Origin of the sequence: Brucella sp. IR073, assembly GCF_049065735.1 — a bacterium.
Lineage (GTDB): Bacteria > Pseudomonadota > Alphaproteobacteria > Rhizobiales > Rhizobiaceae > Paramesorhizobium.
Map to the genome: position 1 here is coordinate 181,865 of NZ_JBAKHD010000005.1, position 25,760 is coordinate 207,624.

Here is a 25,760-nt window from a genome sequence, read left to right on the forward strand (position 1 = left end):
TCCGTTCGCGCAGTCTGCAAAATCAGCAATTTCAGGAGGCAGGATGAAGGTCGGCATCGACATGGGAACCACGTCCGGCGGGACCGCGGCCATGCTCGATCTGGAGGAGCTGCTGGCGACGCGCCTGCTGGTGCAGGGCAATTCCGGCTCCGGCAAGTCGCATCTGCTGCGCCGCCTGCTCGAACAGAGCGCTTCCTGGGTGCAGCAATGCATCGTCGATCCCGAGGGCGATTTCGTCACGCTCGCCGATGCTTTCGGCCATGTCGTGGTGGATGCCCAGCGCAGCGAGGGCGAGCTGACGCGCATTGCGGCGCGCATTCGTCAGCACCGCGTTTCTGTCGTACTCAATCTCGAGGGTCTCGATGTCGAACAGCAGATGCGCGCCGCCGCCGCCTTCCTGGGCGGCATGTTCGATGCGGATCGCGATTACTGGTATCCGATGCTGGTGGTGGTGGACGAGGCGCAGCTTTTCGCGCCCGCCGCCGCCGGCGAGGTGTCGGACGAGGCGCGCAAGCTCTCGCTGGGCGCGATGACGAATTTGATGTGCCGGGGGCGCAAGCGCGGCCTTGCCGGGGTGATCGCCACGCAGCGACTGGCGAAGCTTGCCAAGAATGTAGCGGCGGAGGCCTCCAACTTCCTGATGGGCCGCACCTTCCTCGATATCGACATGGCGCGCGCCGCAGACCTGCTCGGCATGGAGCGACGGCAGGCGGAAATGTTCCGCGACCTGCAGCGCGGGCATTTCGTGGCGCTTGGGCCCGCGCTGGCGCGGCGGCCCTTGCCGATCAAGATCGGCACGGTGGAAACCTCCGCCCGTTCTTCAAGCCCGAAGCTGATGCCATTGCCGGATGCGCCTGACGATGCGCGCGAACTCATCTTCACGCCTGCGCCCGAGGAAATCCGTCCGGTGGTGCGCCGCGCGCCCGTCGCCCCGCCGCCGCTCTCGACCACGGAAATCCTCGCGCAACTGACCAAGGCAAAGACGGAGCCGGAAGCCCCTGTGGAGCCGCTATTCCCCGGTCTCGTTGAGGCGGAACGTGAGACTCTGCTCGACAAGGTGATGCGCGAGATCATCGAGGACCCGGAAGCGGCGTTCCGCTCCGTCGCCGTGCTTTATCAGGATTTTCTGGTGCGCTGCCGCATTCATCGCGTGCCGGGCGAGCCGCTGGCGCTGCCAGCCTTCCGCCGCCGGCTGGCGCTGGCGCAGGCCAATATCGATAGCGAAACCGCGGCCGGCAAGACGTGGCAGGAGGCGCTCAATCTCTCGGCGACGCTCACCGATGATGTGCAGGGCGTGTTCCTCATCGTCGCGCAGGCGGCGGTGAAAGGCGCGCCATGCCCCTCCGATGCGGCGCTGGCGCGCGCCTATGGCACCCATTCGATCAGCCGCGCGCGGCGGCTGCTGACTTATTTCGAGGAGAGGGGGCTGTTGGTCTTGCGCACGGATTTTACGGGGAAGCGTATTGCTGCGTTTCCGGATCTGGGCTGCGAGACCGCTCCGGGCGATCCCAACGCGCCTGATGAGGCGGGAGAGGAGAGGGCGGCGGCGGAGTAGGATTTATCCTAAATTGAGATGGGCGGCGGGACAGCGCCCCTCTGTCCTGCCGGACATCTCCCCCGCAAGGGGGGGGGGGCCTTCATCAAATGATGGCTCTTGACTTTCAACACTCGCGATTAGCGGAAACGGAAATGACGTCGTAATCTCGCCCCTTGCGGGGGAGATGCCCGGCAGGGCAGAGGGGGGCGCTGTCCCGCCGACGCTTCCATCTTTAATTAAACAAACTCGACACCGACTCTTCCGAAGCGGTTCGCGAAATCGCCTCACCAATCAAATCCGCAATCGACAGCACGCGGATATTGGGCGCGGCGAGGATGGCGGCAGTGGGCTGGATGGAGTCGGTGATGACGAGCTCCTTGAGCTTGGACGAGGTGATACGCGCGACCGCGCCGCCCGAGAGTACGCCGTGGGTGATATAGGCAGTGACGCTGTTGGCGCCCTTGGCGAGCAGCGCTTCCGCCGCGTTGCAGAGCGTGCCGCCGGAATCGACGATGTCGTCGTAGAGCAGGCAGTCCCTGCCGCGCACATCGCCGATAACGTTCATGACCTCCGATTCACCCGGCCGCTCACGGCGCTTGTCGACGATGGCGAGCAGCGCATCATCGAGGCGCTTTGCAAGCGCGCGCGCGCGGACCACACCGCCCACGTCAGGGGATACGACCATGATATTATCCAGCGCATAGCGCGATTTGATATCGCGGGCCATGACCGGTACGGCATAGAGGTTGTCGGTCGGGATATCGAAAAAACCCTGGATCTGGCCGGCATGGAGATCGAGGGTCAAAACGCGGTTCGCGCCCGCTTCGGTGATGAGATTGGCCACCAGCTTCGCCGAGATCGGCGTGCGCGGACCGGCCTTCCGATCCTGCCGTGCATAGCCGAAATAGGGCATGACGGCGGTAATGCGGCGGGCGGAGGAGCGGCGGAAGGCGTCGATCATGATGAGCATTTCCATCAGATGATCGTTCGCCGGGTAAGAGGTGGATTGCAGAACGAAAACGTCCTCGCCGCGCACATTTTCCTGGATTTCGACGAAGATTTCCTGGTCGGCGAAGCGCCGTACGCTGGCCTTGCCCAGGGGGATATCAAGATATTTCGCTACGGCTTCAGCCAGCATACGATTGGAGTTGCCCGCGAAAAGTTTCATGCCTGATCGATCCCTGGCTGGTCGTCCCTCGGATGAGCGGCGTTTTACCGCGAGTCCGGCTGAATGCAAGCACGCAATCGTGGTATGTGGCTAACAATCACTGAAAAGTGCCCAAAGGGACACGCCACCGGTGCGGTTGTCCATAATGCTGGCTATGTTATCATCCACCTGGGTTCAGCCGGTGCCATTTTCTGTCAGGGTATCGAAATCCATGCCGAATTTAACGGAAGTGAAATCCATTCTCTCTTATTGCGCGTGGCCGCTGGTTTTCTTTTCAGGTCTTGCCGGTGCCTATTTTGCTTTCGCCAGCAATCATCCCATAGCGGCGTTCTCGGCTGTCTATGCGGGGGAAGTTACCTTCCTGTTCTTTCTCGAACGTCTCATTCCCTATGAGGGAAGCTGGCTGCAGCCGGATGGGGAAACGGTGAACGATATCGGACATACGCTGCTCACCAAGGGTAGTTTGCAGATATTCGCTCTCCTGGGCGCCATTTTCCCGATGCTCGCCGCTGGTTTCCTGCACACGATCTCAGCCCTCCAGTTCAATCTGTGGCCGACCGGGCTGCCAATGGTAGCGCAGGTCGCACTGGCTGTGACGATCGCGGAATTCGGCCTCTACTGGTCGCATCGCATTGCGCATGAAAAGCTGTTCTTCTGGCGCTTCCATGCGCTGCACCACAGCGTGACCCGCCTCTGGGTGGTCAATACCGGACGTTTCCATGTCGTCGACTCGCTGTTCAAGGTCGCGCTCAGCCAGATTCCGCTGTATTTTCTGGGCGCGCCTCTTGAGATGTTCCTGTGGCTCGGTGCCGTCACCGCATTCATCGGCATCCTCACGCATTGCAATGTCGAGATGAAAACCGGCCCTTTCGATTTTGTGTTCAGCACGCCGCGTCTGCACCGGTGGCATCATTCGAAGGAGCTTCGCGAAGGCAATACGAATTACGGCGAGAATATCGTCCTCTTCGACCTGTTGTTCGGCACGTATTATAATCCCGATCGCGCGTCTTCCACTGACATCGGCATCAAGGGGCAGATTGCGCGGGGGTTTATGGCGCAGTTGGCGCAGCCCTTCACGAAGGAAGGGATTCGCCAGATCTTGGGGCGGCATACGAAGGGCAGCAAAAACCCCGACACGCTCATCGCCGATTCCGTCCGAACCGCGCCTGAAGCCTAACCGCCCGCCTTCATGTCGGCTTCCGGTTTGCCGCCAGCCAGGTGGAATACTCCTGCATGGTACGGTCGGCGATGGCTTCCATAGCGGAGGCGGGGACCGCGCTCCAGGTGTCGGGCGCGGCGGCGGGGACCTTTTCCTGGCCTTGAATGCGGTGAAGGCGGTTGCCGGCGGGGTCGAGGATGTCCCAGACATAGAGCACGGTCGTCTGGCCGGCTTCGGCCATGGCGGAGAAATAGCCCTTCATGACATAGGCCTGCCCCGCCTCGGTGGCGGCGGCGAGGGTGACGCCCTTGGCCTTGGCATCCGCCGCAAGGCGCTGCGACAGCGGCGTGACCGCGCTGACGGGCGCTCCGACGACTGGCGCGATCTGAAGTTTGTCGAGGCGCAGCGTGCCCGCGGCCTGCGGCGCGCCTGCGGTTTGAACCGCTCCCGCCGTTGCCGTTGTGACCGTTGCGGAGGACGCGGCTGCGGAGGCGGTGTTATCAGAACCCGGCACCGACGACAGGGTCGCTTCCGTGCTGTTGCACCCGGCGAGCGCGCCGGCGAGCAGCAAGACAATCGAAGGGAACTGTTTTCTCATGTTTTAGACGCTTGCTCCCTAACACGCGGTATTGTTCCGCCCTTATTTACCCCACCCGGCAGGCAACTTACCCGGATTCCTTTTCACTTGACAATCAGGTCGAGCGAATGGCGCGAAAGCGGCTCGGCCGCCGCGCTCGTGGTCAGGTAGGTACGGCCTAGAGTCATGGCCGTGCCGCTGTCGGAATCCATGATGATCATATGGGCGAAAAGCGTCATATCCGGCTCGATCCGCTCGGGATTGCCGGAATAGAACATTTGCGGGTCCATCCATGAGGGCGTGAAACGCGCGCCGACCGAATAGCCGCAGGCGTTAAGCCGATGGCGGGTCAGATCATGGGCCTCCAGCACCTTGGCATGGGCATCGAACACGTCGCCGAAGGTGTGGGCCGGGGTTAAGGTCGCCTCAACCGCCTCCAGCGCCTCGCGGGCAGCGTCATAGAGTTCCAGATGGCGCTTGGACGGCTTGCCGGTCAGGACAGTACGCATCATCGGCGCATGATAGTGCCGGTAGACGCCGGACCATTCAAGGGTCAGCTGGTCGTTCTTCGTCAGCTTGCGCCGCCCGGCCTTATAACGGCAGAGCAGGGCGTCGGGGCCCGAGCCGATGATATATTCATTGGCCGGAAAGTCGCCTTCGCCCTTGAAATTGGCGCTCATCATGGCGGCGAGGATATCGGCTTCGCTGGCGCCGGCCTTGGTGATGTCGAGCGCCGCGTCGAGCGCATCGTCGCTCAAGTTAGCGGCCTCGCGGGCAAAGGCGATTTCCGCCGGACTTTTCAGAAGCCGCAGGCGGCTGACGACGCCCGAGGCATCGCTGACCTTGGCGAAGGTGCTGAGCTGCTCGTCGAGCTTCCGTCCATTGGCGGCGGTCAGGCCATGGGTCTGGTATTCCACGCCGATATGGCTGCCGAGCAAATCGAGATCATTGAGAAGATTGCGAAGGTCGGCGGCGGGATTGGCGTTTTCCCGGTCGGTCCACAGCACGATATTGTCGATATTGGAGGTATGACGCGCCTGGCGCAGATCTGCCGAGCGGGTCATCAGCACCATGGAGCCATCGGCCTTCACCACCAGGCACTGGAAGAAGCAAAAGCCGAATGTGTCATAGCCGGTCAGCCAGTACATGCTCTCCTGCGAAAACAGGAGCAGCGCGTCGAGCTTGTCTTCCGCCATTTTCAGCAGCAGACGGTCCAGCCGCGCGGTGTATTCCTCCGGCTCGAAATGAAGGCCCATCCCTTTTCCCCTATTCTGTAATGGCTATCGCAGAAATCTGTCTTCCGTAATCCGGTTCCCCGCGGTGGGTGGCGCGGCGGTAGGAAAAGAACCGCGCCTCATCCGCATAGGTGCATTCGTTCAAACCTTCGGCCTTGACATCAGTCATCTTCAACCGGTCGAGGATGAAGCGCCATAGGTCGAACATGTGATGGTTTTCCCGGGCGGACGACCGGAAATAGCGTTCGTAGGCAGAATCGCGGGCGACGAACTGCGCAAAAAACTCCGGCCCCACCTCGTAATTCTCCGGCCCGATCGTGGGTCCCAGCACGGCCAGGATGCGCGAGCGCTCCGCGCCGAGCCGGATCATCGCCTCGACGGTATTCTCCAATACGCCGTCGAGGGCGCCGCGCCAGCCCGCATGGGCGGAGCCGATGACGCGCGCCTCAGGGTCGGCGAAGAGCACCGGCCCGCAATCTGCGCTGAGCGCGCCGATGGCAATGCCGGGGACATTGGTGACCATGGCATCCGCCTTCGGCCTTTCGCCCGCAAACGGGCCGGTGACACTGACGACATCGGGGGAATGCACCTGATGGACGGTCAGAAGATTCTGCGGCGCGACGCCCAAGGTTTCGGCCACCCGGCGGCGGTTTTCCGCGACATTTTCTGGCGCGTCGTTAGAGCCGGCGCCGATGTTGAGGCCTTGGTAGATACCTTCCGAAACGCCGCCCTGGCGGGTGAAGAAGCCGTGCACGATGCCCTGGCCGCGCCCTGCGTCGAGCAGCGGCGAGCGGATCGGGGCAGGGCGGTCTCTGGTCAGCATGGCAGGCTCCTCAAAAGTGCGGCGATGGTGAGCGAGGGGGGCGGGGATGTCAACAGCCTCGCGCTTTCCCTCCCCCTTGCGGGGAGGGTGGCCCGAAGGGTCGGGTGGGGGTGGTGACGTTTGCGCGACGTTCGTCAGCAAAAGCACAAACGTCACCACCCCCATCCGCCCGCCGACGCGGGCACCTTCCCCGCAAGGGGGAAGGAGGGAGCTTCTATTGGTCAAACGGAAAAACCCGCCTCTCCCAATCGCTCACGCACAGTACCTTGAACAGCGTGCCCATCTCGCCCGGCCCCGCAAGCCGCTCCACATCGCTGCGGATTTGCTCCTGCGCGGCCTCGTCCTTGCCTGCACCAAGTTTTCCGGCGCGGTCGAGGAGGCCCATGGCGAGCAGGAATTCGCCTTGCGTCATCGTACCCGTGCGGCAGTGGCAGGCGCGGGCGGTTTGTGCCAGAGCGGCGAAATCGACATGGCTGGTGAGGTCGGCCTCGCCGGGACTTTCGAATATGTCAGCGAATCTATGTCTGGACATGGCCTGCAGCGTATCGCCGAAGCCCGCTTCGAGATGGCCATAGTCGATGAGGAGCGCCGCGCCCTGCGTGGCTGCGATGCGCTCGGCGATCTCTTGCATCAGTGCGGTGCGGGCAGGAGCGGCTTCGAATATGGTGCCTTCAGGGGCGGTCTCGTAGCCGGCGGGCAGGAGCGCGGGGTCGATGGAGCCGGCGCCCGCGGTGAAGCATAGCTCGCCATCTGCGACTGTGATGAGGCGCTCGACGAAGCGGCCATTCAGTTTCACATATTGGCGGATCGGCAGCGCGTCGAACAACTCGTTGGCGACGAGGATGAGCGGGCCATCGGGGATTTCATCAAACGAATTGTGCCAGTCGATGGACACCGCATGGCTTTTCAGCTTTTGCTGCTGGATTTCGATGAGGCGCGGGCTGGTCTCGACCATGGCTATCCGGGCCGAGTTGTAAAAGGCGGGGGCGAGTTTTTGCAGCGTGCGCAGCATGTCCGCCATCAGCGTGCCGCGTCCGGGGCCGATCTCGCAGAGCACGGTGTTTGCGGGCTTGCCAAAGGCCTGCCATGCGCCGATGCACCAGACGGCGACAAGCTCGCCGAACATCTGGCTGACCTCTGGTGCGGTGATGAAGTCACCCTCGCGACCGAAGGGCTCGCGCGTCGTGTAATAGCCAGCCTCGCGATCACCGAGGCAGGCGGCCATATATTCGGCGACGCTGATCGGTCCCGATGCTTCGATGAGCCGGATGAGACGCTGTTTCAAGGGCGCGGTCATGGCCTATGCCCGAGCGGCCCGCTTTGCGCGCCAGATGGCCCAGAGGCCGATCAGCACCATCGGCACCGACAGCACCATGCCCATGGTAAGCCAGCCGCCGAAGAGATAACCCAATTGCGGGTCGGGCTCGCGGAAGAACTCCACGAAGATGCGGCTGAGGCCATAGCCGGTCACGAAGATGCCGGTGACATAGCCGGGAATCTTCAGCTTGAGGCCTTTCCAGACGAGAAGCGAAAGGACGGCGAAGAGCACCAGACCTTCCAGCCCCGCCTCATAAAGCTGGCTTGGATGACGGGGCAGGGGGCCGCCATTGGGGAAATAGACCGCCCAAGGCACGTCGCTGACGCGGCCCCATAGCTCGGAATTGATGAAATTGGCGATGCGGACAACGCCAAGCCCGACTGGAACGCCCGCCGCGATGGTGTCGAACATGCTCCAGATGCCGATGCCGCGCGAGCGGGCGAAGAGGATCATGGCAAGCGTGGTGCCCAGGAAGCCACCGTGGAAGGACATGCCGCCATCCCACACCGCCGGGATCGAGAGCGGATTGGCGAGGTAATAATCGAAATTATAGAAGAGCACATAGCCGATGCGCCCGCCCAGCACGACGCCGAGCGCCGCCCACAGCACGAAATCATCGAGCGCATCCGGCTCGATCGGCGCCTTGTCATGCCGCCAGAGGCGCGGGGTGGAGAGAAGGCGCTTGCCGTACCACCAGGCAAAGAGGATGCCGACGACATAGCCCACCCCGTACCAATGCACCTGCAGCGGGCCGATGGAGAAGATCACCGGGCTGATATCCGGAAAGGGCAGGCCGGAATGAAGGGGCGGTAGCGTCTCGGTCATGGATTTCTCCTGAAAATTCAGCGGACCATGTTAGAGCTTGGAACTTAAAGTCAAGCGCGGCGATTTCATTGTGATTCTAACCGGATGCTTGCAACCGATAGCATGGAAGCTTATCTGAAAATCACGCTCAACAGAGGTAATAGTCATGAACAGCGGAACGAACAGGGTTCTGGATGAACTCGCCAAGCTTGTGACCGACGCGGCGGGCGCAGCTCAGGGCGTGCGGCGCGAAATGGAAACCGCCTTCCGCGCACAGGCCGAGCGCCTGCTCAATTCCATGGATGTGGTGCAGCGCGAAGATTTCGACGCGGTGCGCGAAATGGCCGTCCGGGCACGCACGGAAAACAGCGCGCTGACCGCGCGGATCGAAGCGCTCGAAGCGCGTCTTGCCAAAATCGAAGGGGAGCAGGCGGCCAAAACCGCTAAATCTTCTTCTGCCGCGACGAAATCCAAAGATAATTCCTAAAAAATTATCAACAGGCCGCGAGCGCCAAAAACCGTTTTCTTAGAGTCGGTTATTGGCCTCGCGACAGCCTCCGCTACAGCCTCTGTCCACATGCTTTCGCCGCTCGTTGCGAAAAGGGACTAGCGCTCTGACTCAGCATCAATAGACTGAAATCACTACATGATTCGAAGCAGTCATGTGGTGACGGCGCGAGGGGTGTTAGCGGGTTCAGTGCCTACAGGCCGTTCTCCAGTATCAGTGAAGTGTTTGACGTGTGCTTTCGGGCGGGCGTGCGGTGCGCTCGTTCCCAAAATATCGAGCATGTCCTTTTTATGAAGGTCTGCTCCAGATACAGGAAATGGTCATGAGCCTTCTTGAGCTTGCAATCGCTCGCGATGCACATCCGGTGGATGTCATTGAGCAGGTCGCGTATTCAAACGACTGGTCGTTCGAGCGTACAGGCGACGATGAAATTGCCATGTCGGTGGCGGGATCGTGGACGGATTACCACGTTTCCTTCTCCTGGATGGAGGATTGCGAGGCGCTGCATCTGGCTTGCGCCTTCGACATAAAGGTGGGGGAAACGCGCATCAACGAGATGATGCGGCTGCTTTCGCTCATCAATGAGCAATTGCTGATGGGCCATTTCGACTATTGGCAGCAGGAAGGCGCGATCATGTTCCGCCAGTCGCTGCTGCTGGCAGGCGGCGCGGAGCCGACGAGCCGGCAGGTCGAAGTGCTTCTGGGCTGCGCGCTCGAGGCGTGCGAGAATTATTTCCAGGCTTTCCAGTTCGTCGTCTGGTCGGGCGTAACCGCGCGCGAGGCGCTGGACAGCGTATTGTTCGAGACGGTAGGACACGCCTAGTACAAAGCGTTTGCGAGGGTAGGAGCATGAGTGCGTCGGGTACGATCAGCTGGGACGATTTCGAGAAGGTCGATATACGCTGCGGCACGATTGTCGAGGCCGCACCCTTCCCGGAAGCCAGAAAGCCGGCCATCAAGCTGAAGATCGATTTCGGCGCGGAGATCGGTGTGCGCAAATCCTCGGCGCAGATCACGAAGCATTATACGCCGGAAGAGCTGGTGGGCCGCCAGGTGCTGGCGGTCGTCAACTTCCCGCCACGCCAGATCGGCCCGTTCATGTCGGAAGTGCTGACGCTTGGCTTGCCGGACGAAGAGGGGGCCGTGGTGCTTGCGGCGATTGATAAGCCTGTGCCGAATGGGGGCAGGCTGTTTTAGAATTGTCAGGACTAGCTTGAGATGGCGCCGCCCAGCCGTCATTCTCGGGCTTGTCCCGAGAATCTACCGTGGCTTAATCTGTCAGTACGGTAATTGCTTATCTTTTTCTTTATGGCAGATCCTCGAGACAAGCCTGAGGATGACGGTTGAGCTCTGACAGGCCCTAACCCGCTTTCACGCGGCGTGCAGGGTCGGGATATTCGAAACATCCACCTCGCGCGCGACATGCCAGGCATCATAGGCCGCCTGCATTCGCAGCCACACCGCCGGACCATCGCCAAACATTTTGCCGAGGCGGGCGGCAATGTTCGGCGAAACCGGCTTTCTCTCCCGCAGAATATCGTAAAGCTGCTGGCGCGATATGCCGAGCAGATGGGCGATTTCCGCTTTGGTTTTCCCCGTCGCCGGGATAATGTCTTCAAGCAGTGCTCCGGGATGAGACGGGCAGCGCTCGATCGGGCGCTTTGCTTCATGCTCGGTCATCTTGCTCTCCTTGGGCAGCGGTCAATGATATTGCTCGAAATCGACGCGAACCGCATCCTTTCCATCGAATTCGAAGGTAATGCACCACGGCCCATTGACATGAACCGTATAGCGGGTTGGATCAAAACCGTTCAGCGCATGAAAGTTAAATCCGGGAAGGTTCATATGTTCCGGTCGTTCGGACTGTTCCAGCCGGTCGAGCCGAACTAGAATCCTTTTGTGCAATTTGGCATCGATCTTGCCGGATTTGCCAGTTTCGAACAGGGTTTCCAGCGCTTTGTTCCTGAACGATTTGATCATAAACGATGTAAGCAAAAAACTTACATAAAATCAAGATGGGTCATACAGGTATCCGCACCACCGCCCTCAATCCCCCCAGCGGGCTGTCGTGGAGGGTTATGTCGCCGCCGTGGCTGCGGGCGATGTCGCGGGCGATGGCTAGACCGAGGCCGGTGCCGCTCGAATCCTGATTGCGGGCTTCGTCGAGGCGGACGAAGGGCTTGAACACATCGTCGCGCTTGTCCTCGGGAATGCCGCTGCCGTCATCGTCGATGGTGACGGTGAGAGATGCGTCGTCATGCACCGCCGTGACCTCGACATTTTGCGCGTAGCGGAAGGCGTTGCCGACGAGATTGCCGATGAGGCGGGTGAAGGCTTTCGGGCGGACCTCGACAGTGCTGTCGCCCTCTATCGTGGAGCGGAACCCGCGATCGCGAAGCTTCGCCTCCTCGGCGAGCTTGTCGAAAAGGCGGGTGAGGTCGAAATTGCCCTGTTCCTCCTCCGCCTCGCCGCGCGCGAAGGCCAGATAGCCTTCGAGCATATTCTGCATATCCGCGATGTCCTGGTTGAGCGGCTCGGTGTCGATGTTTGAGCCGGCGAGGGCCAATTGCAGCTTGAACCGGGTGAGGATGGTGCGCAGATCGTGGCTGACGCCCGACAGCATCGCCGTACGCTGCTCGATCTGGCGCTCGATGCGCTCGCGCATCTGGATGAAGGCGATGCCGGCGCGGCGGACTTCTTCCGCGCCGCGCGGTCGGAAGCCCTCGGGCATCGGCTGGCCCTTGCCGAAGCTTTCGGCGGCCTTGGCGAGCTGCTGGATCGGCATGATCTGGTTGCGCAGGAAGAGAATGGCGATCGAAAGCAGCACCAGCGCCGTTCCGACCATCCAGGTCAAGAAAATCAGCGTGTTGGAGGCATAGGCCTGGCTGCGGCGGGCGAAGACGCGCAGAACCTTATCCTCAAGCTGGATGCGGATTTCGATGAGGTCGGAATCGCCCACCGTGTCCAGCCAGAACGGCCGGTTGATCTGGCGGGTGATTTCTTCGCCGAGAAAATCGTCGAGGATGGAGAAGAACGGCTTCGGCCCCGGCGGGGGCAGGGGGTTGGGCGGCAGGATGGAGATGTTCAGCCCCAGGCGCTGCTGCGCGATGCGGATAATGTTCTCATAGCCGGGATCCTGCGGATAGGTCTCGATGATGTCGATGATGGCGGAGATATCGCGCACCACGGCCATGGAGAGGCGCTCGGTCACCATCTGCCAATGGCGCTCCATGAAGACGAAGGCGATGACCGATTGCAGCAGCACCATCGGCACGATGACGATGATGAGCGAGCGGGCATAAAGCCGCTTCGGCATCTGGTGCGCCAGCCATCGGGCGAATTTCGTCCAGAGGGATTTCATGGGGTTGGATCAAGCTCCGGACGGATGAGCGTTTCAATCACCCCCCTCTGTCCTGCCGGACATCTCCCCCTCAAGGGGGGAGATTGGCTGGCATAGAGGGCTGCGCCTATCTTACAATGCTGGCGATTGGCTGCGGCGTCGATGAAGTCGTGATCTCCCCCCTTGAGGGGGAGATGGCCGGCAGGCCAGAGGGGGGTGTCGTCGAACGCCATAAAGTATCGTCACTCTATACTGAGCTTATACCCGATCCCCCGCACGGTCTGGAGCCAGACCGGGTTGGCGGGGTCCTGCTCGATTTTGCGGCGCAGGCGGTTGATCTGGACGTCGATGGTGCGCTCGCCAACTTCGCCTTCATTGCCGGTCAGCTCGTGGCGCGGGACCGTCTCTCCGGCACGCTCGGCGAAGATGGCCATGATGTCCTGCTCGCGGTCGGTCAGCTTGATGTTCTCGCTGCCCTTGCGAAGCTCCTTGCGCGGGATGAAGAAGGTGTAGGGGCCGAACACGACCTGCTCGATCTTCGGCGTTTGCGGGGCCGCGCCGCGGCGCAGGATGTTGTTGATACGCAGGATCAACTCGCGCGGATCGAAGGGCTTGGGCAGATAATCATCCGCGCCCGCCTCGAGACCGTCGATGCGGTTGTCGGTTTCCGACAGGGCGGTCAGCATCAGGATCGGCACGTCCTTGGTCTCGCGCAGCGATTTGGTCAGCGACACGCCGGTTTCGCCGGGCATCATGATGTCGAGGATTAGCAGGTCGAAATCGATCCCTTCCAGCTTGCGCCGCGCTTCCGCCGCATTGGCGGCCACGGTGACCCGGAAGCCGCTGCCGGTCAGATATTGCGACAGGAGGCTGCGGATGCGGGTGTCGTCGTCGACAACGAGAAGGTGCGGCGCGTCGTCGGAAACCGGCTTCTGTTCCATGGCCATCTCTGTACCCCTTGTGCTCATCTCATCCCTCTATTCTTCGCAATTCTAACCCGCCGCGGGCAAACTGTCGATCTGCGCCCGCTGATCCGGATTGACCATGGCTTTCAGGAAGTGCTCGATCGCCGCGCGATTCCCGGGTCCGCTCTCTTCAAGCGCCTGGGCGATACGGCGGGACTGTGGCAGGGCGAGGGCGAGGGCGAGCTCGCGTCCCTTAGGCGTCGGGTAGAGCTCCCGCTGGCGCCGGTCGCGCGGGCCGGTCAGCTGCACCACATGCTCCGTGTCGATCAATTGCTTCAGCACGCGGGCAAGGCTCTGCTTGGTGATCTTCAGCACGTCCAGAAGCTCGGCCACCGTCATGCCCGGCTTGCGGTTGATGAAATAAAGCACCCGGTGGTGGGCGCGGCCGAAGCCGATTTTTTCCAAAATGAGGTCGGGATCGGCGGTGAAATCCCGGTAGGCGAAGAACAGAAGCTCGATAATATGAAGCTCGGGCGCGTCTTCGCCGGAGAGGGCCTTGGCGATGTGGCTGCTATCATCTTTCGTCGGTGTCACGCGGCGAACTCCATCAAACGAGAAAAATACGTCAGCCTTGTTGACATATTTTCGAAGCGCTGGTAATTTTTGCCAAGCTGACGGCCATCTTTTGAACGAAAGATAAAGTTCATACGGCTTTTCAAGACATAATCCCTCTTGGAAATGTGTATAATGATCCTGTCCGGCAGCCTGCCTTCCGTTGGCCGGAAACGGATGGTACCGCACAGATCCGGTCTTAAAGCAACGCATGATCTTGCGCAAAACCCTGCGACTTTCGGATCATGTTCAAGTTAAACAGTGTATAATCCGAAAGACCTGAACTTTTCGGTATATGCTTTGGGGAAACGCCTGGAGGTTAACATGGCATCCGTTCCATTCGATCAGCGTGAAGGCACCATCTGGATCAATGGCGAATTTATTCGCTGGGCGGATGCGAAGCTGCATGTATTGACCCATGGCCTGCATTACGGCAGCGCCGTGTTCGAGGGCGAGCGCGCCTATGGCGGCGAGATCTTCAAGCTCAACGAGCATACCGAGCGCCTGCACGAATCCGCCCGTATCCTCGGTTTCGAGATTCCCTATTCCGTGGCCGAGATCAACGATGCCTGCCGCCAGCTGCTGGCCAAGCAGGGCTTCGAGGATGCCTATGTGCGCCCGATCGCCTGGCGCGGCAGCGAATCGCTGGGCGTTTCGGCGCAAGCCAACCGCATCAATGTCGCCATCGCGATCTGGCAGTGGCCGAGCTATTTCGATCCCGAGCAGAAGCTGAAGGGCATCCGCCTCGACATCGCCGAATATCGCCGCCCCGACCCGCGCACCGCGCCGTCGAAGTCGAAGGCATCGGGCCTTTACATGATCTGCACCATCTCCAAGCATGCGGCGGAAGCCAAGGGCTATGCGGACGCGATGATGCTGGACTGGCGCGGCCAGGTGGCCGAGGCGACCGGCGCCAACATTTTCTTCGTCAAGGATGGCGTCATCCATACGCCGACGCCCGACTGCTTCCTCGACGGCATCACCCGCCGCACAGTGATCGACCTCGCCAAGCGCCGCGGCTATGAGGTGGTGGAGCGCGCGATCATGCCGGAGGAGCTGGAAGGCTTCGAACAGTGCTTCCTCACGGGCACGGCAGCGGAAGTGACACCGGTGGCCGAAATCGGACAGTATCGCTTCAAGGTTGGCGACATCACCGCCAATCTGATGCATGATTATACGGCCGAAGTGACGCCGAAGAGGGCTGCGGCGGAATAGGTTTTCAGGGGAGTAGGGCAGTAAGGCAATAGGGCAGTATGCTTATTGTTTAACATATTGCCCTACTGCCATATTGCCTTGCTGCCCTAAACGGAAATCTTATATTAAGTTACAAACAAGAAAAGCGGCGGTTTTCGCCGCTTTTCTTCTTTTTAATGCATGATCTTGTTTGACTTTATCCACAAACCGTCCAACATCAACCTTGCCGGAGATTCTGCTGCGGCGAGGAAACACTTAGACGGGGTGACAATTATGGAATCTCAACTTATTCCCATCATCATCCAGCTGATATCCGGCGCTGTCGGCGGCAATATTGCCGGCGCGGCCAAGAATTTGAGCCTCGGTACGGCTGGAAATACCGTGGCGGGTGGCATTGGCGGTATCCTGCTCAGCCAGCTTCTGCCGCTCCTCAGCAATGGCAGCCTCGATACCGCGCTCAGCGGGGTCGTGGGCCACATCGCCGGCGGCGGTATCGGCGGCATCGTGCTCACCGCCATCATCGGCCTGATCAAGAACGCGGTTGCCAAGCAGGCATAAGCGTGAAACCGCAGGGTCGAAAATCGGCCGCCGCAGCTTGCGGCGGCTGATGGCGTTTGAGTGCGTGAATGGTGAATGGTAAAATGGTGAATGGTCTTGGGAATGGCTGGTTTAGCTGGTGCTCCCCTTCGCTATTCATTATTTCACTATTCGCCATTTTGATTCAGGAGGGGCCAGCATGGGCCAGTTGAAGGCGCTTGTCATTCCCGTCACCGCTTTCGAGCAGAATTGCACGGTTCTGTTCGATGACGAGAGCAAGAAGGGCGTGGTGATCGATCCGGGTGGGGATGTCGACCGCATTCTGGAGGCGCTGCAGGCAAATGGGGTTACGCCCGAGGCGATCTGGCTGACCCATGGCCATATCGACCATGCGGGCGGGGCGCTCGATCTGAAGGAGGCGCTCGATATCGAGATCATCGGCCCGCATGAGGCCGACAAGTTCCTGCTCGACAATCTGGAGATGATTGCGCTGCGCTATGGCATCAGCGGCGGCGTCCGCAATATGACACCCGACCGCTGGCTGAAGGACGGGGACACGCTTTCCTTCGGCGGCCATGTGTTCGAGGTGCTGCACTGCCCGGGCCATGCGCCCGGACATGTGGTCTATTTCAACCGCGATGCGAATTTCGCCCATGTCGGCGACGTGCTGTTCAACGGCTCGATCGGGCGCACCGACCTTCCGGGCGGCGACCACGCGGCGCTGATCCGCTCGATCAAGGAAAAGCTGCTTCCGCTCGGCGACGAAGTCGGCTTCATCTGCGGCCATGGACCGGGAAGCCGGTTCGGGGATGAGCGGCGGGGAAATCCGTTTCTTGTAGAAGCATAGTCACGAGTTGCGAGTCACGAGTCTTCTAAACACTCGTGACTCGCAACTTCGGCACTCCCATCAATTGGCGACGCAGAAATGATCCTGGCCGTCATAGCCGCGGAACGTGCCCGTACGTGCATTGAACGTCCGATAGCGGCGGGAGCAGTAATCATACCAGCCGCGCGTCCAGGGCTGATAGCTCGCATAGCGCGGATAGGAAGGCTGGGCGCGGTATGGGTATGTGGCGGGCGGCGGCGCGAAAGGCTGATACGCAACCGGCGGCGGCGCTGCATAGGGATCGTAAGGGGGAGGCGGTGGAGCGGCGTAAGTCGGCCGCGATGTGAGCGCACCGCCGATCAGCGCGCCTGCCGCAAGGCCGGCGGCACCCGCTGTCCATGCATGCCTTTGTCTCTTTCCGGCCATTGCTGTTTCGATTGAGATCGGGGCGAGCACCACCGCCGCCGATGCCGCAGCCAGGACGGCTGTCTTAACAAAGCGGTTCATCGTCAATGCCTTTCTTTTTCAGAGAGGCGGGAAAGGGAACGGCAAAGAGGTCTGGACCTCACCATTCCCCTTTCTCGTCAATTGGCCGTGCAGAAGTGGGTCTGTCCGTCATAGCCAACGAAGGTGCCCGTCCGGGGATTGAACGAGCGGTAACGGCTGGCGCAGTAAGAGTACCAGCCGCGGGTCCAGGGCTGGTAGTTGCCCTGATAGGTGACGTACCGCGTGACGACGCGGGTCTGGGTCGTGACCGGCGGATAGTAGACCACAGGCGGTTGATCGTAGATAACGGGCGCGGGAGGGGCAGCATAAACGGGCTGCGACAGCGCACCGCCTATAAGGGTGCCGGCCAGAAGGCCGACCGCGCCGGCTGCCCAGGCATCGCTGTGATCGTGATGGCGATGCCATCCCCAATAGGGGCCGGGGCCACCCCAGCGCGGACCGCCCCAATAAGGGCCCGGACCACCCCAGCCGCCGTACCAACCATGGGCCGAAGCGGCGCTGAGCGACACGGGCGTCAGAATGGCCGCTACCGACGCCGTTGCCAGGACTGCTGCCTTCACAAAGCGGTTCATTTCAATTGCCTCCTTCAGAAGCATATGCGGCCCAACGGCATGCCGCCGGGCTGCAAAACGCGCGGAACTTTCCGGTTGGATAACGCTATTTTCCCAACCTGGTTCCAGATTTACCGAAGCCTGCATGAACAGAAGCTGAACGGTTAATAGGAGGTGAATAAAGGGAGGGAGTAAGGGAGAAGATGGAAAGGGAGGCGCCGGCGCCCCCACCATAAAAAACCCCGGCACCAGGGCCGGGGCACGCCATGAAAAGCAATAAGTATGGTTCTCAGCCGGTAACCGAGATATTGACCGCCTTCGGTCCCTTGCCGCGGCGATCGGGCTCGGTGTCGAAGGAAACCTTCTGGTTATCGGCGAGGCCGGTGAGGCCGGAAGCCTGCACGGCAGAGATGTGGACAAAAATGTCCGGGCCGCCATTGTCCGGCTTGATGAAGCCGAAGCCTTTTTCAGTATTGAAGAATTTGACCAGACCGGTCTGTGCCATTGGATCCGTTCCTTTTCCTTAGGCGACGCTCCCCTCGCGGAAGAGCGGATTTGGTAGAACCGCCATGCATGCGCACCACGCCCGGCGGAGGTATGCAGGCAGTTCTCGAAATCAGGGAAGGAGCCGATCATTGCCGGGAAATCCCGACCCGGAACTTATAGCGGTTCCGGCACGCCCGTTCTTCCAGTCTTCCATTGTTCGCAAAATGCCCGAACAACCAGAGACTGATCTATGAAGCGAATTTTGGCAAGCAAATTTTCGTGAATTTCAGAAGGATGAAAGTTTTGGAATAATCTTGCGCGATATCGGCTATAAGCTTGGCATAAAGCAAATAGTCTTTATTATCCTATCATTCTACTGGTTTTTTAAAACGATGCAGGCACCGCCCGCGGAGCGCAGGCGCGTGCAGATGCTGTCCGCCTCAACGCGGCTGTCGGCGCCGATTCTGACGGCGTAAATACCGCGCCGGCCCATGGGAGAGCGGACGCGGCTGACCACGGCGGATTGCCCCTTGAGTACGGCGGCGAACTGGCGCTTCGTCCGCTCCCACTGTCCCACGGCAGCGGCGCGGCGGAAATTGCCTGCCACCTGTATGCCCCAGGGCTTCGGCTTGATCCGCGCCATGGGAATGGTGGCCGCCTTGATGATTGGCAGGCGGCGGCACGCCTCGTCGAAGGAAAGTTTCGCATCGAGCGGCCGGGACTCCCATTGCGCACCGGCGGCGAAGTCGTCTGCGGTCAGGCCGGTGATGTCGCGCACATAGCCTTCCGTTTCGAGCGGAAGGAAGCCGCCCGACTTCAACCAGGAGGAGATGCGCGCGGCGCCGGCATTATAGGCCGCCGCCGCCAGGCCCCAATTGCCGAAAGCGTTGCGCAGATCTTTCAGCAGCGCCGCCGAGGCCGGAATGGCCTGCTCGATATCGAACGGATCGGCAAGCCCGCGCTCCCGTGCCGTATAGGGCATGAACTGGGCGATGCCCTGTGCACCGACCGGGCTGACGGCCCGGTGGTCGAACCGGCTTTCCTTCCAGATCAGCCGGGCAAAAAATTCGCGCGGCAGGCCGTGGCGGTCGGCGTTCTCGGCGATGAGCGAACAGATGCGGTCGACCGAGGGCACCGGTTTTTCCGGCTTCTGCAGTGCGACCGTCTCTTCATGCACCGGTTTTTGCGGGGTGGGGGAATAGGGGCGCGCGGGCAGGGGATCAGCCGATGCGCTGGCGAGGCCGGCGGTCAAAGCTAGAGTAAACGCCAAAATGCGGAGAAGTCCTTTGCCCAAAGCCCCTTGCCCCATGCACGGAAATAGCCTGTTCCCGGTAAAAGAAGCATAAGATTGCGCATAGTGTGGCAAAATACAAAGCTTGCAACGTCTTTCTTGCGCTTTCCTTCTACTCCCTTACCATAAAGCGGGGCTAGAATCGCGGGCATTTGACGAGGAGAGGATTTATGACGATCTTCAGCATGAAGATGCCCGGCTTGAGCGTGCTCGCCCTGTTTCTGCTGGCGGGCTGCGCGGTGGCGGAGGACGGCGGACGTCCCGGGCCGCGGCCCGGCGGTCCGGTCATGTGCCCGATGATCTATGCGCCGGTTTGCGGCGAGCGTGGCGGGGTGCGCCAGACCTTCGGCAATGCCTGCCAGGCAGGGGCGAAAGGGTTTCGCGTGGTGCGCAAGGGCGAATGCGGCACGCGGCGTTCCTCCTCGGGCATTCCGAAATGGCCGGCCATTGCCGGTCCCGGCCCCGTCCTGCCGCCACAATTGCGCCGGCCCGCACGGCCCTCTTTCTGCACGGAGGAATATGCGCCGGTATGCGCCCGGCGCGGGCGGTCGGTAAAGACGTTTCCGAATGCGTGTTTTGCGAAACGCGAGGGGTATCGGGTGCTGCGAAGGGGGGCTTGCCGGTGAAGATTCCGTGACGTCGGCGGGTTCGCACCCTCCTTCCCCCTTGCGGGGAAGGTGTCTGCGGAGCAGACGGATGGGGGTGGTGACGCATTCGCCTCTTTCTCCGGCAAAAGCGCAAACGTCACCACCCCCATCCGCCCGCTAACGCGGGTTTCGTCGCTGGAAAAGCCAAATCGTTGGCTTTTCCTCGGCCTTCGGCCGAACGCTCCTCAATCCCCGCAAGGGGGAAGGAGGGTGCGAACCTGCCTACGCCGCGACCGTCACCGGTTTCCCGAACCGTCCAATATTCGCGTCGCCCCATTCCTTCAGCGCCATCAGGATTGGCCCGATGCTGCGGCCGAGTGGCGAGAGGCTGTATTCCACCTTTGGCGGCACCTGTGCATAGACCTTGCGTTCAATCAGCCCGTCTTCCTCCAGCTCGCGCAGCTGGTTGGTGAGCATGCGCTGGGTGACGCCGGGCACTTGGCGGCGGATTTCGTTGAAGCGCATTGTGCCGCTTAAGAGGTGGAACAGCACGACGCATTTCCATTTGCCGTCGATGAGGCTGATCGCGGCTTCCACTGCGCAGCCGGGATTGCATTCGAGGCGGGAGTGGCGGGCTTTGGCCATCACGGTATCCTATATAAACTAAGTTCAATTATGCGCACTATAGGCGATCTTTGTGCGTATTTACGAACTGCGAAGATAGTCGCATATCCGCTCCATAGCAAATGGAGCGCAATGAAAATGAAAGCAGTTGCCTATCAAAAACCCGGAAGCCTCGACCGCATCGATGCGCTGGTGGATGTGACGTTGGAAAAGCCCAAAGCGCAGGGGCGGGATCTTCTGGTGAAGGTCGAGGCGATTTCGGTCAATCCGGCGGATTATAAGGTGCGCGCCAATGTGGCGCCCGCGGCGGGAGAGTGGAAGGTGCTGGGCTGGGATGCGGTCGGCACCGTGGTGGAAACCGGCGAGGCGGTGGAGAATTTCAAGCCGGGCGACCAGGTCTGGTATGCGGGCGCGGTCAACCGTCCCGGCGCGAACAGCGAATATCATCTGGTGGATGAGCGCATCGCTGGCCACAAACCCACCTCGCTCTCCAATGCGGAAGCCGCCGCCCTGCCGCTCACCGCGATTACGGCGTGGGAAGCGTTGTTCGACCGGCTGGATGTGAGGAAGCCCGTGCCGGGCGCGGCCAATGCCATTCTGATCGTCGGCGGGGCAGGAGGCGTCGGCTCGATCGCCATTCAGCTCGCGCGCGCCCTGACGGATTTGACCGTTATCGCCACCGCTTCGCGTCCTGAGACGCGGGAATGGGTGACGCAGCTCGGGGCGCATCACGTGGTGGATCACAGCAAGCCGCTGGCGCCGGAGGTAGAGTTGCTCGGCATCGGCAAGCCGGCCTTCGTGTTTTCGACCACGGAAACCTTGCACCATCTCGCGGAAATCGTCGAACTGATCGCGCCGCAGGGCCGGTTCAGCCTGATCGACGACCCCGATGTGCTCGACATTGCGCCCTTCAAGCGCAAATCCGTCTCGGTGCATTGGGAACTGATGTTCACCCGCTCGCTGTTTCAGACCGCGGACATGGATGCACAGGGGCGGCTCCTCGACGAGGTGGCGCGGCTGATGGACGAAGGCCGGGTGCGCACGACGCTGACGGAGGTGATGTCGCCGATCAACGCGGAGAATATCCGCAAGGCGCATAAGGTGCTGGAGAGCGGCAAGGCGCGGGGGAAGATTGTGCTGGAGGGGTGGTAATCCCGACGCGCAGGAATACGGGCATCGATCAGGTGCCCGTATCGCAACTTGCGGGGACGCTTTTCTCGAACGGCTTCTGCGAGAGGTGCAGATCGCCTTTCGTGATCGTCATGGGGCGAAACGGCGGCATTATCTGGTTATCGGCGCTGATATAAAGGAACCTGTAATAGCCACTGAAAACCTGCTTTCTGCCATTATCGAGAGTCGCTTCGAGGGCGACAGGCAGGCAATATACGACGGATCCCGCACCGCCATCGCCATTTTCCTTGCCGATTTTTAATCTGAAAGAGACGGTATGAGTATAACCGTCGGCGAATTTCTTCAAATCCTCAGCCGTCGGTGTCTCGCCTCCATGATCGAGATAATTGAAAGCGCGGAGATATTGCTTTCGCGCAACGGCGTTGTAGTAAGATCGGAGCAGGCTCGCCGACGAACTGCGATCGTCGATATAAACACTGGGATCATCGCGAAATACGCTGACATTGCGATCCGGCGTGGGTTGCCGGGCGGCGGAAGGCGCGACCGATATCAGCATCGCCAGAGCAGAGATAACCAGTGGACTTATAGAAGCACGTTTCATTCTCTTCCACTCCTTGCGTGTACGAAGCCGGTGGAGAAATCCGTTCAATACGCAGCGATTCTGATCGAGCCATTGAGTCGCAAATAAAACCATCCTTCAAATATGGCTACGGCAATGAAGCCAATCAACGGATAGCTCATAAGTGTTTCATTCGTATCAACAATGTCGCCGATTATAAAATACAATAAGGTGACAATTATGAAGATTATTGAAAGTTTAATGATGGTCGGGAACCCAATGCAGACCATGCGCTCTATGAATTCCTTGTCGTCTCCGGATTTATTTGTCTTGTAACAAACCGATATTCCAACGACATTGATTATTGTGTCCGATAGGAGGGACAGATAATCCCAGCCAATGGGTACGGAATGGGGTGCCACCGCCAGTATCGCTGGATTTGCTAATATGATCGCTAGCACCGAGACCACCAAGAAATACCGGAAGCGTTCTTTGGATGGAACGGAGTTGTCCCTGAATCTCCGTGCGAGTCCTCGGTCGTCCAAGATGTTCATTTGCTCGCTCCGAGCGAAAAATACAGCTATAAAATACTATACTTAGGAAGATAAGACATAATTCAATGGCAATCGCTATCGCCATCGAAGGCGTAACGACTATTTGAATGTGCTGTGAGATATGCGGGAAGGACTTACCGTCCGGGCCTTCCCGTCTTGCTTGGACGCCGCTTCTTGCGCGAAACCTCCACCGGGTCCTCATAGGAGCCGATGCCGGCGCGTTCGCGTCTCACCGGCACTTCGCCGTCCGGCACTTCCGTGCGGCGGACGGTCATCTCGTCCAGCGTGTTCTTGCGGAACAGGCTGTTACCCGCCGGAGTGGCATGGTCGCCGGAGGTGCCCATTTCATCCAGCGAGGGTTTGCGGAAGAGAGATTTTTCGGATGACGGGGCGGCGGACGGCCTGCCTTTCGCTGCGTCGCGCCGTTTGCTTTGGGTGTTCTCCACGCCGGCATCCCGCGCCATGGGATCGTCGAGCAAGGCGAGTTCCGTCTCGCGCAGGCGCTTGATTTCGTCGCGCAGGCGGGCGGCGCGTTCGAAGTCGAGGTCGGCGGCGGCGTCGCGCATTTCCTTTTCGAGATGTTCGAGATGGGCCTTGAGATTGCTGCCGACCAGCGCGCCTTCCTCGGCAAAGCCCGAGATATCGGCCCGCACATGGTCGCGCTCGTAGACGCTGTTCAGGATGTCGCCGATGTTCTTCTTCACGCTCTCCGGGGTGATGCCATTGATAATATTGTATTCGATCTGCTTCTCGCGGCGGCGGTTGGTTTCGGCGATGGCCCGCTCCATCGAGCCGGTCATCTGGTCGGCATAGAGGATGACGCGGCCATCGACATTGCGCGCGGCGCGGCCGATGGTCTGGATGAGCGAGGTTTCGGAGCGCAGGAAGCCTTCCTTGTCCGCGTCGAGAATGGCGACGAGCGCGCATTCGGGAATGTCGAGACCTTCGCGCAGCAGATTGATACCGACAAGCACATCGAAGGCACCAAGGCGAAGATCGCGCAAAATTTCGATGCGCTCCAGCGTGTCGATGTCGGAGTGCATATAGCGGACGCGGATGCCCTGCTCGTGCAGATATTCGGTCAGATCCTCGGCCATGCGCTTGGTCAGCACCGTCACCAGCGTGCGGTAGCCTTGCGCGGTGGTGGCGCGAATTTCGCCCAGTACGTCGTCCACTTGGCTCTTGGCGGGACGGATTTCGACCGGCGGGTCGATCAGGCCGGTGGGGCGGATGACCTGCTCGGCAAAGACGCCGCCCGCCTGTTCCATCTCCCATTTGCTGGGGGTGGCCGAAACGGCGATGGTCTGGGGGCGCATCGCGTCCCATTCCTCGAAGCGCAGCGGGCGGTTGTCCATGCAGGAGGGCAGGCGGAAGCCGTATTCCGCCAGCGTCGCCTTGCGGCGGAAGTCGCCGCGATACATGGCCCCGATCTGCGGAATGGTGACATGGCTTTCATCGATGAAAACCAGCGCGTTGTCGGGGATATATTCGAACAGGGTGGGCGGCGGGTCTCCGGGGCGGCGGCCGGTCAGATAGCGCGAATAATTCTCGATGCCGTTGCAGGAGCCGGTTGCCTCCAGCATTTCGAGGTCGAAAGTGGTGCGCTGCTCCAACCGCTGCGCTTCCAGCAGGCGCCCGGCGCGGGTCAGTTCGTCGAGCCGGTGCCTCAGCTCTTCCTTGATCGACTTGATCGCCTGATTGAGCGTCGGACGCGGGGTGACATAGTGCGAATTGGCGTAGATCTTGACCGATTTCAGATCGCCGGTCTTCTGGCCGGTCAGCGGGTCGAACTCGGTGATCGCCTCGATCTCGTCGCCGAACAGCGAGATGCGCCATGCCCGGTCTTCCAAGTGGGCCGGGAAGATTTCGATAGTGTCGCCACGCACCCGGAACGAGCCGCGCACGAAATTGATATCCTGCCGCTTATATTGCTGCGCCACGAGGTCGGCGAGCAATTGCCGCTGGTCGAGCCGGTCGCCGATCTTCATCTCGAAGGTCATGGCGGTATATGTCTCGACCGAGCCGATACCGTAGATGCAGGAGACGGAGGCGACGATGATCACATCGTCGCGCTCGAGCAAAGCGCGGGTGGCGGAGTGGCGCATCCGGTCGATCTGCTCGTTGATCGAGGATTCCTTCTCGATATAGGTGTCCGAGCGCGGCACATAGGCTTCCGGCTGGTAGTAATCGTAATAGGAGACGAAATACTCCACCGCGTTGTTGGGGAAGAAGCTCTTGAATTCGCCATAAAGCTGGGCGGCGAGCGTCTTGTTGTGGGCGAGGATGAGGGCAGGGCGCTGCGTCTCCTCGATCACCTTGGCCATGGTGAAGGTCTTGCCCGAGCCGGTGACGCCGAGCAGCACCTGGGTGCGGTCATTGTTCTGTATGCCTTCCACGAGATCGCGGATCGCCGTGGGCTGGTCGCCCGAGGGCTTGAACGGCGTCTCCATGCGGATGGGAATGCCGCCTTCGGATTTTTCCGGTCGGGCAGGGCGGTGGGGCGTCCACAGCACGCCATTTTTGAACAGCGGATTGCCGGATTCGATCAGCGCGGCCAGCGCCTGCACAGTGGCAGTCGCGCCGGAGGGGGTAAGGCCTGTGGCTTCCTCAAGGCTGATGTCGAGCCCGGCGACCGGGTTCAGGCCAGCCGCGGCGCGTTCCTTCGCCGAGGCAGCGCCACCCATGGAAGTTCCGCGGGCCGTCTTGGTGGCGGCTTTGGAACGCTCGGGAATCTTTTTGGGCGCTTTTGGCTTGGCGGTCTTAGCCTTCTCGGCTTCCGCGCCGATCTCCTTCGCCCAGTCGGCGATGGAGCCGGATAGGGGCGTACCCGTCAGTTCGGCCTGCGGCGCTTCGCCGAAGCCATAGGGGTCGTAGCTATCGCTGGTCTCCAGCCGGTCCAGATCACGCGGCTTGGGGGAATTTTTCGG

General features: G+C 60.7%; 29 protein-coding genes. 10 read left to right on the forward strand and 19 right to left on the reverse strand.

Translation table 11 applies throughout. The features are described from left to right. Nucleotides 1–43: 43 nt before the first annotated feature. Nucleotides 44–1,555, forward strand: coding sequence for a helicase HerA domain-containing protein (locus ACOWVG_RS12770; RefSeq protein ID WP_420962608.1), 1,512 nt, complete (start codon nucleotides 44–46; stop codon nucleotides 1,553–1,555). A 214-nt stretch (nucleotides 1,556–1,769) separates the two neighbouring features. Here ACOWVG_RS12770 and ACOWVG_RS12775 read toward each other — a convergent pair whose 3' ends face one another. Continuing rightward, nucleotides 1,770–2,705, reverse strand: coding sequence for a ribose-phosphate pyrophosphokinase (locus ACOWVG_RS12775; RefSeq protein WP_420962609.1), 936 nt, complete (start codon nucleotides 2,703–2,705; stop codon nucleotides 1,770–1,772). A gap of 211 nt (nucleotides 2,706–2,916) precedes the next feature. On the opposite strand from ACOWVG_RS12775, the gene ACOWVG_RS12780 reads away from it, so the two are divergent. After that, a complete protein-coding gene (locus ACOWVG_RS12780) occupies nucleotides 2,917–3,882 on the forward strand; it encodes a sterol desaturase family protein (RefSeq protein WP_420962610.1) in 966 nt (321 codons plus the stop codon). 10 nt (nucleotides 3,883–3,892) lie between these two features. On the opposite strand, the gene ACOWVG_RS12785 is transcribed toward ACOWVG_RS12780, so the two are convergent. From ACOWVG_RS12785 to lgt, 5 genes are all read right to left on the reverse strand, one after another. Next, nucleotides 3,893–4,462, reverse strand: coding sequence for a hypothetical protein (locus ACOWVG_RS12785; protein ID WP_420962611.1), 570 nt, complete (start codon nucleotides 4,460–4,462; stop codon nucleotides 3,893–3,895). Between the two features lie 83 nt (nucleotides 4,463–4,545). Next, complete coding sequence (locus ACOWVG_RS12790; RefSeq protein ID WP_420962612.1) at nucleotides 4,546–5,697, reverse strand: M24 family metallopeptidase; 1,152 nt, start codon at nucleotides 5,695–5,697, stop codon at nucleotides 4,546–4,548. 10 nt (nucleotides 5,698–5,707) lie between these two features. Further along, nucleotides 5,708–6,499: a peptidoglycan editing factor PgeF gene (pgeF, locus tag ACOWVG_RS12795; protein ID WP_420962613.1), complete on the reverse strand. Its 792-nt coding sequence runs from the start codon at nucleotides 6,497–6,499 to the stop codon at nucleotides 5,708–5,710. A 214-nt stretch (nucleotides 6,500–6,713) separates the two neighbouring features. After that, a complete protein-coding gene (locus ACOWVG_RS12800; protein WP_420962614.1) occupies nucleotides 6,714–7,796 on the reverse strand; it encodes a class I SAM-dependent methyltransferase in 1,083 nt (360 codons plus the stop codon). Nucleotides 7,797–7,799: 3 nt separating this feature from the next. Next, nucleotides 7,800–8,642 (reverse strand): prolipoprotein diacylglyceryl transferase, encoded by an 843-nt coding sequence (lgt, locus tag ACOWVG_RS12805; RefSeq protein WP_420962615.1) that lies wholly within the window; start codon nucleotides 8,640–8,642, stop codon nucleotides 7,800–7,802. Nucleotides 8,643–8,787: 145 nt separating this feature from the next. On the opposite strand from lgt, the gene ACOWVG_RS12810 reads away from it, so the two are divergent. The 3 genes from ACOWVG_RS12810 to ACOWVG_RS12820 all read left to right on the forward strand — a co-directional run bounded on the left by ACOWVG_RS12810 (nucleotide 8,788) and on the right by ACOWVG_RS12820 (nucleotide 10,326). After that, on the forward strand, nucleotides 8,788–9,108 hold the full coding sequence (locus tag ACOWVG_RS12810) for an accessory factor UbiK family protein (RefSeq protein ID WP_420962616.1): 321 nt from the start codon (nucleotides 8,788–8,790) through the stop codon (nucleotides 9,106–9,108). A gap of 343 nt (nucleotides 9,109–9,451) precedes the next feature. Continuing rightward, nucleotides 9,452–9,952 carry a YbjN domain-containing protein gene (locus ACOWVG_RS12815; RefSeq protein ID WP_420962617.1) on the forward strand — a complete coding sequence of 167 codons (501 nt, stop codon included), beginning with the start codon at nucleotides 9,452–9,454 and terminating at the stop codon, nucleotides 9,950–9,952. 26 nt (nucleotides 9,953–9,978) lie between these two features. Further along, a complete protein-coding gene (locus tag ACOWVG_RS12820) occupies nucleotides 9,979–10,326 on the forward strand; it encodes a tRNA-binding protein (protein ID WP_420962618.1) in 348 nt (115 codons plus the stop codon). A gap of 174 nt (nucleotides 10,327–10,500) precedes the next feature. Here the strand turns inward: ACOWVG_RS12820 and ACOWVG_RS12825 are convergent, their stop codons facing one another. The 5 genes from ACOWVG_RS12825 to ACOWVG_RS12845 form a co-directional block, all read right to left on the reverse strand. Next, the gene (locus ACOWVG_RS12825; protein ID WP_420962619.1) at nucleotides 10,501–10,809 is read right to left on the reverse strand and encodes a HigA family addiction module antitoxin; all 309 of its coding nucleotides are present in this window, start codon (nucleotides 10,807–10,809) and stop codon (nucleotides 10,501–10,503) included. Nucleotides 10,810–10,830: 21 nt separating this feature from the next. Next, nucleotides 10,831–11,109 (reverse strand): type II toxin-antitoxin system RelE/ParE family toxin, encoded by a 279-nt coding sequence (locus ACOWVG_RS12830; RefSeq protein WP_420962620.1) that lies wholly within the window; start codon nucleotides 11,107–11,109, stop codon nucleotides 10,831–10,833. A gap of 40 nt (nucleotides 11,110–11,149) precedes the next feature. Continuing rightward, nucleotides 11,150–12,490, reverse strand: coding sequence for an ATP-binding protein (locus ACOWVG_RS12835; protein ID WP_420962621.1), 1,341 nt, complete (start codon nucleotides 12,488–12,490; stop codon nucleotides 11,150–11,152). Nucleotides 12,491–12,711: 221 nt separating this feature from the next. After that, nucleotides 12,712–13,416 carry a response regulator gene (locus ACOWVG_RS12840; protein ID WP_420962622.1) on the reverse strand — a complete coding sequence of 235 codons (705 nt, stop codon included), beginning with the start codon at nucleotides 13,414–13,416 and terminating at the stop codon, nucleotides 12,712–12,714. A 45-nt stretch (nucleotides 13,417–13,461) separates the two neighbouring features. Beyond that, entirely contained in the window at nucleotides 13,462–13,968 is a 507-nt protein-coding gene (locus ACOWVG_RS12845; RefSeq protein WP_420962623.1) for a MarR family winged helix-turn-helix transcriptional regulator, read from the reverse strand. Nucleotides 13,969–14,310: 342 nt separating this feature from the next. Here ACOWVG_RS12845 and ACOWVG_RS12850 point away from each other — a divergent pair, with 342 nt between their 5' ends. The 3 genes from ACOWVG_RS12850 (at nucleotide 14,311) to ACOWVG_RS12860 (ending at nucleotide 16,564) form a co-directional block, all read left to right on the forward strand. Next, nucleotides 14,311–15,201: a branched-chain amino acid aminotransferase gene (locus ACOWVG_RS12850; protein WP_420962624.1), complete on the forward strand. Its 891-nt coding sequence runs from the start codon at nucleotides 14,311–14,313 to the stop codon at nucleotides 15,199–15,201. 252 nt (nucleotides 15,202–15,453) lie between these two features. After that, complete coding sequence (locus tag ACOWVG_RS12855; protein ID WP_420962625.1) at nucleotides 15,454–15,738, forward strand: hypothetical protein; 285 nt, start codon at nucleotides 15,454–15,456, stop codon at nucleotides 15,736–15,738. Between the two features lie 178 nt (nucleotides 15,739–15,916). Then, entirely contained in the window at nucleotides 15,917–16,564 is a 648-nt protein-coding gene (locus tag ACOWVG_RS12860; RefSeq protein WP_420962626.1) for an MBL fold metallo-hydrolase, read from the forward strand. A gap of 60 nt (nucleotides 16,565–16,624) precedes the next feature. Here ACOWVG_RS12860 and ACOWVG_RS12865 read toward each other — a convergent pair whose 3' ends face one another. The 4 genes from ACOWVG_RS12865 to ACOWVG_RS12880 form a co-directional block, all read right to left on the reverse strand. Further along, on the reverse strand, nucleotides 16,625–17,050 hold the full coding sequence (locus ACOWVG_RS12865) for a BA14K family protein (RefSeq protein WP_420962627.1): 426 nt from the start codon (nucleotides 17,048–17,050) through the stop codon (nucleotides 16,625–16,627). Between the two features lie 77 nt (nucleotides 17,051–17,127). Then, a complete protein-coding gene (locus ACOWVG_RS12870; protein WP_420962897.1) occupies nucleotides 17,128–17,622 on the reverse strand; it encodes a BA14K family protein in 495 nt (164 codons plus the stop codon). Between the two features lie 268 nt (nucleotides 17,623–17,890). After that, the gene (locus ACOWVG_RS12875) at nucleotides 17,891–18,106 is read right to left on the reverse strand and encodes a cold-shock protein (RefSeq protein ID WP_420962628.1); all 216 of its coding nucleotides are present in this window, start codon (nucleotides 18,104–18,106) and stop codon (nucleotides 17,891–17,893) included. A gap of 354 nt (nucleotides 18,107–18,460) precedes the next feature. Continuing rightward, nucleotides 18,461–19,396, reverse strand: a complete 936-nt coding sequence (locus tag ACOWVG_RS12880; protein WP_420962629.1) for a transglycosylase SLT domain-containing protein — start codon at nucleotides 19,394–19,396, stop codon at nucleotides 18,461–18,463. Between the two features lie 152 nt (nucleotides 19,397–19,548). Here ACOWVG_RS12880 and ACOWVG_RS12885 point away from each other — a divergent pair, with 152 nt between their 5' ends. After that, on the forward strand, nucleotides 19,549–20,004 hold the full coding sequence (locus ACOWVG_RS12885; protein WP_420962630.1) for a Kazal-type serine protease inhibitor family protein: 456 nt from the start codon (nucleotides 19,549–19,551) through the stop codon (nucleotides 20,002–20,004). Nucleotides 20,005–20,247: 243 nt separating this feature from the next. On the opposite strand, the gene ACOWVG_RS12890 is transcribed toward ACOWVG_RS12885, so the two are convergent. Beyond that, nucleotides 20,248–20,610, reverse strand: coding sequence for a winged helix-turn-helix transcriptional regulator (locus ACOWVG_RS12890; RefSeq protein ID WP_420962631.1), 363 nt, complete (start codon nucleotides 20,608–20,610; stop codon nucleotides 20,248–20,250). Nucleotides 20,611–20,727: 117 nt separating this feature from the next. On the opposite strand from ACOWVG_RS12890, the gene ACOWVG_RS12895 reads away from it, so the two are divergent. Beyond that, nucleotides 20,728–21,741, forward strand: coding sequence for a zinc-binding alcohol dehydrogenase family protein (locus ACOWVG_RS12895; protein WP_420962898.1), 1,014 nt, complete (start codon nucleotides 20,728–20,730; stop codon nucleotides 21,739–21,741). 28 nt (nucleotides 21,742–21,769) lie between these two features. Here the strand turns inward: ACOWVG_RS12895 and ACOWVG_RS12900 are convergent, their stop codons facing one another. The 3 genes from ACOWVG_RS12900 to uvrB all read right to left on the reverse strand — a co-directional run bounded on the left by ACOWVG_RS12900 (nucleotide 21,770) and on the right by uvrB (nucleotide 25,733). Continuing rightward, nucleotides 21,770–22,369 carry a hypothetical protein gene (locus tag ACOWVG_RS12900; protein WP_420962632.1) on the reverse strand — a complete coding sequence of 200 codons (600 nt, stop codon included), beginning with the start codon at nucleotides 22,367–22,369 and terminating at the stop codon, nucleotides 21,770–21,772. Next, nucleotides 22,366–22,833 (reverse strand): hypothetical protein, encoded by a 468-nt coding sequence (locus ACOWVG_RS12905; protein WP_420962633.1) that lies wholly within the window; start codon nucleotides 22,831–22,833, stop codon nucleotides 22,366–22,368. Before ACOWVG_RS12905 ends, ACOWVG_RS12900 begins: the two co-directional genes overlap by 4 nt. Nucleotides 22,834–22,967: 134 nt before the next feature. Beyond that, a complete protein-coding gene (uvrB, locus tag ACOWVG_RS12910; protein ID WP_420962899.1) occupies nucleotides 22,968–25,733 on the reverse strand; it encodes an excinuclease ABC subunit UvrB in 2,766 nt (921 codons plus the stop codon). Nucleotides 25,734–25,760 lie beyond the last annotated feature (27 nt).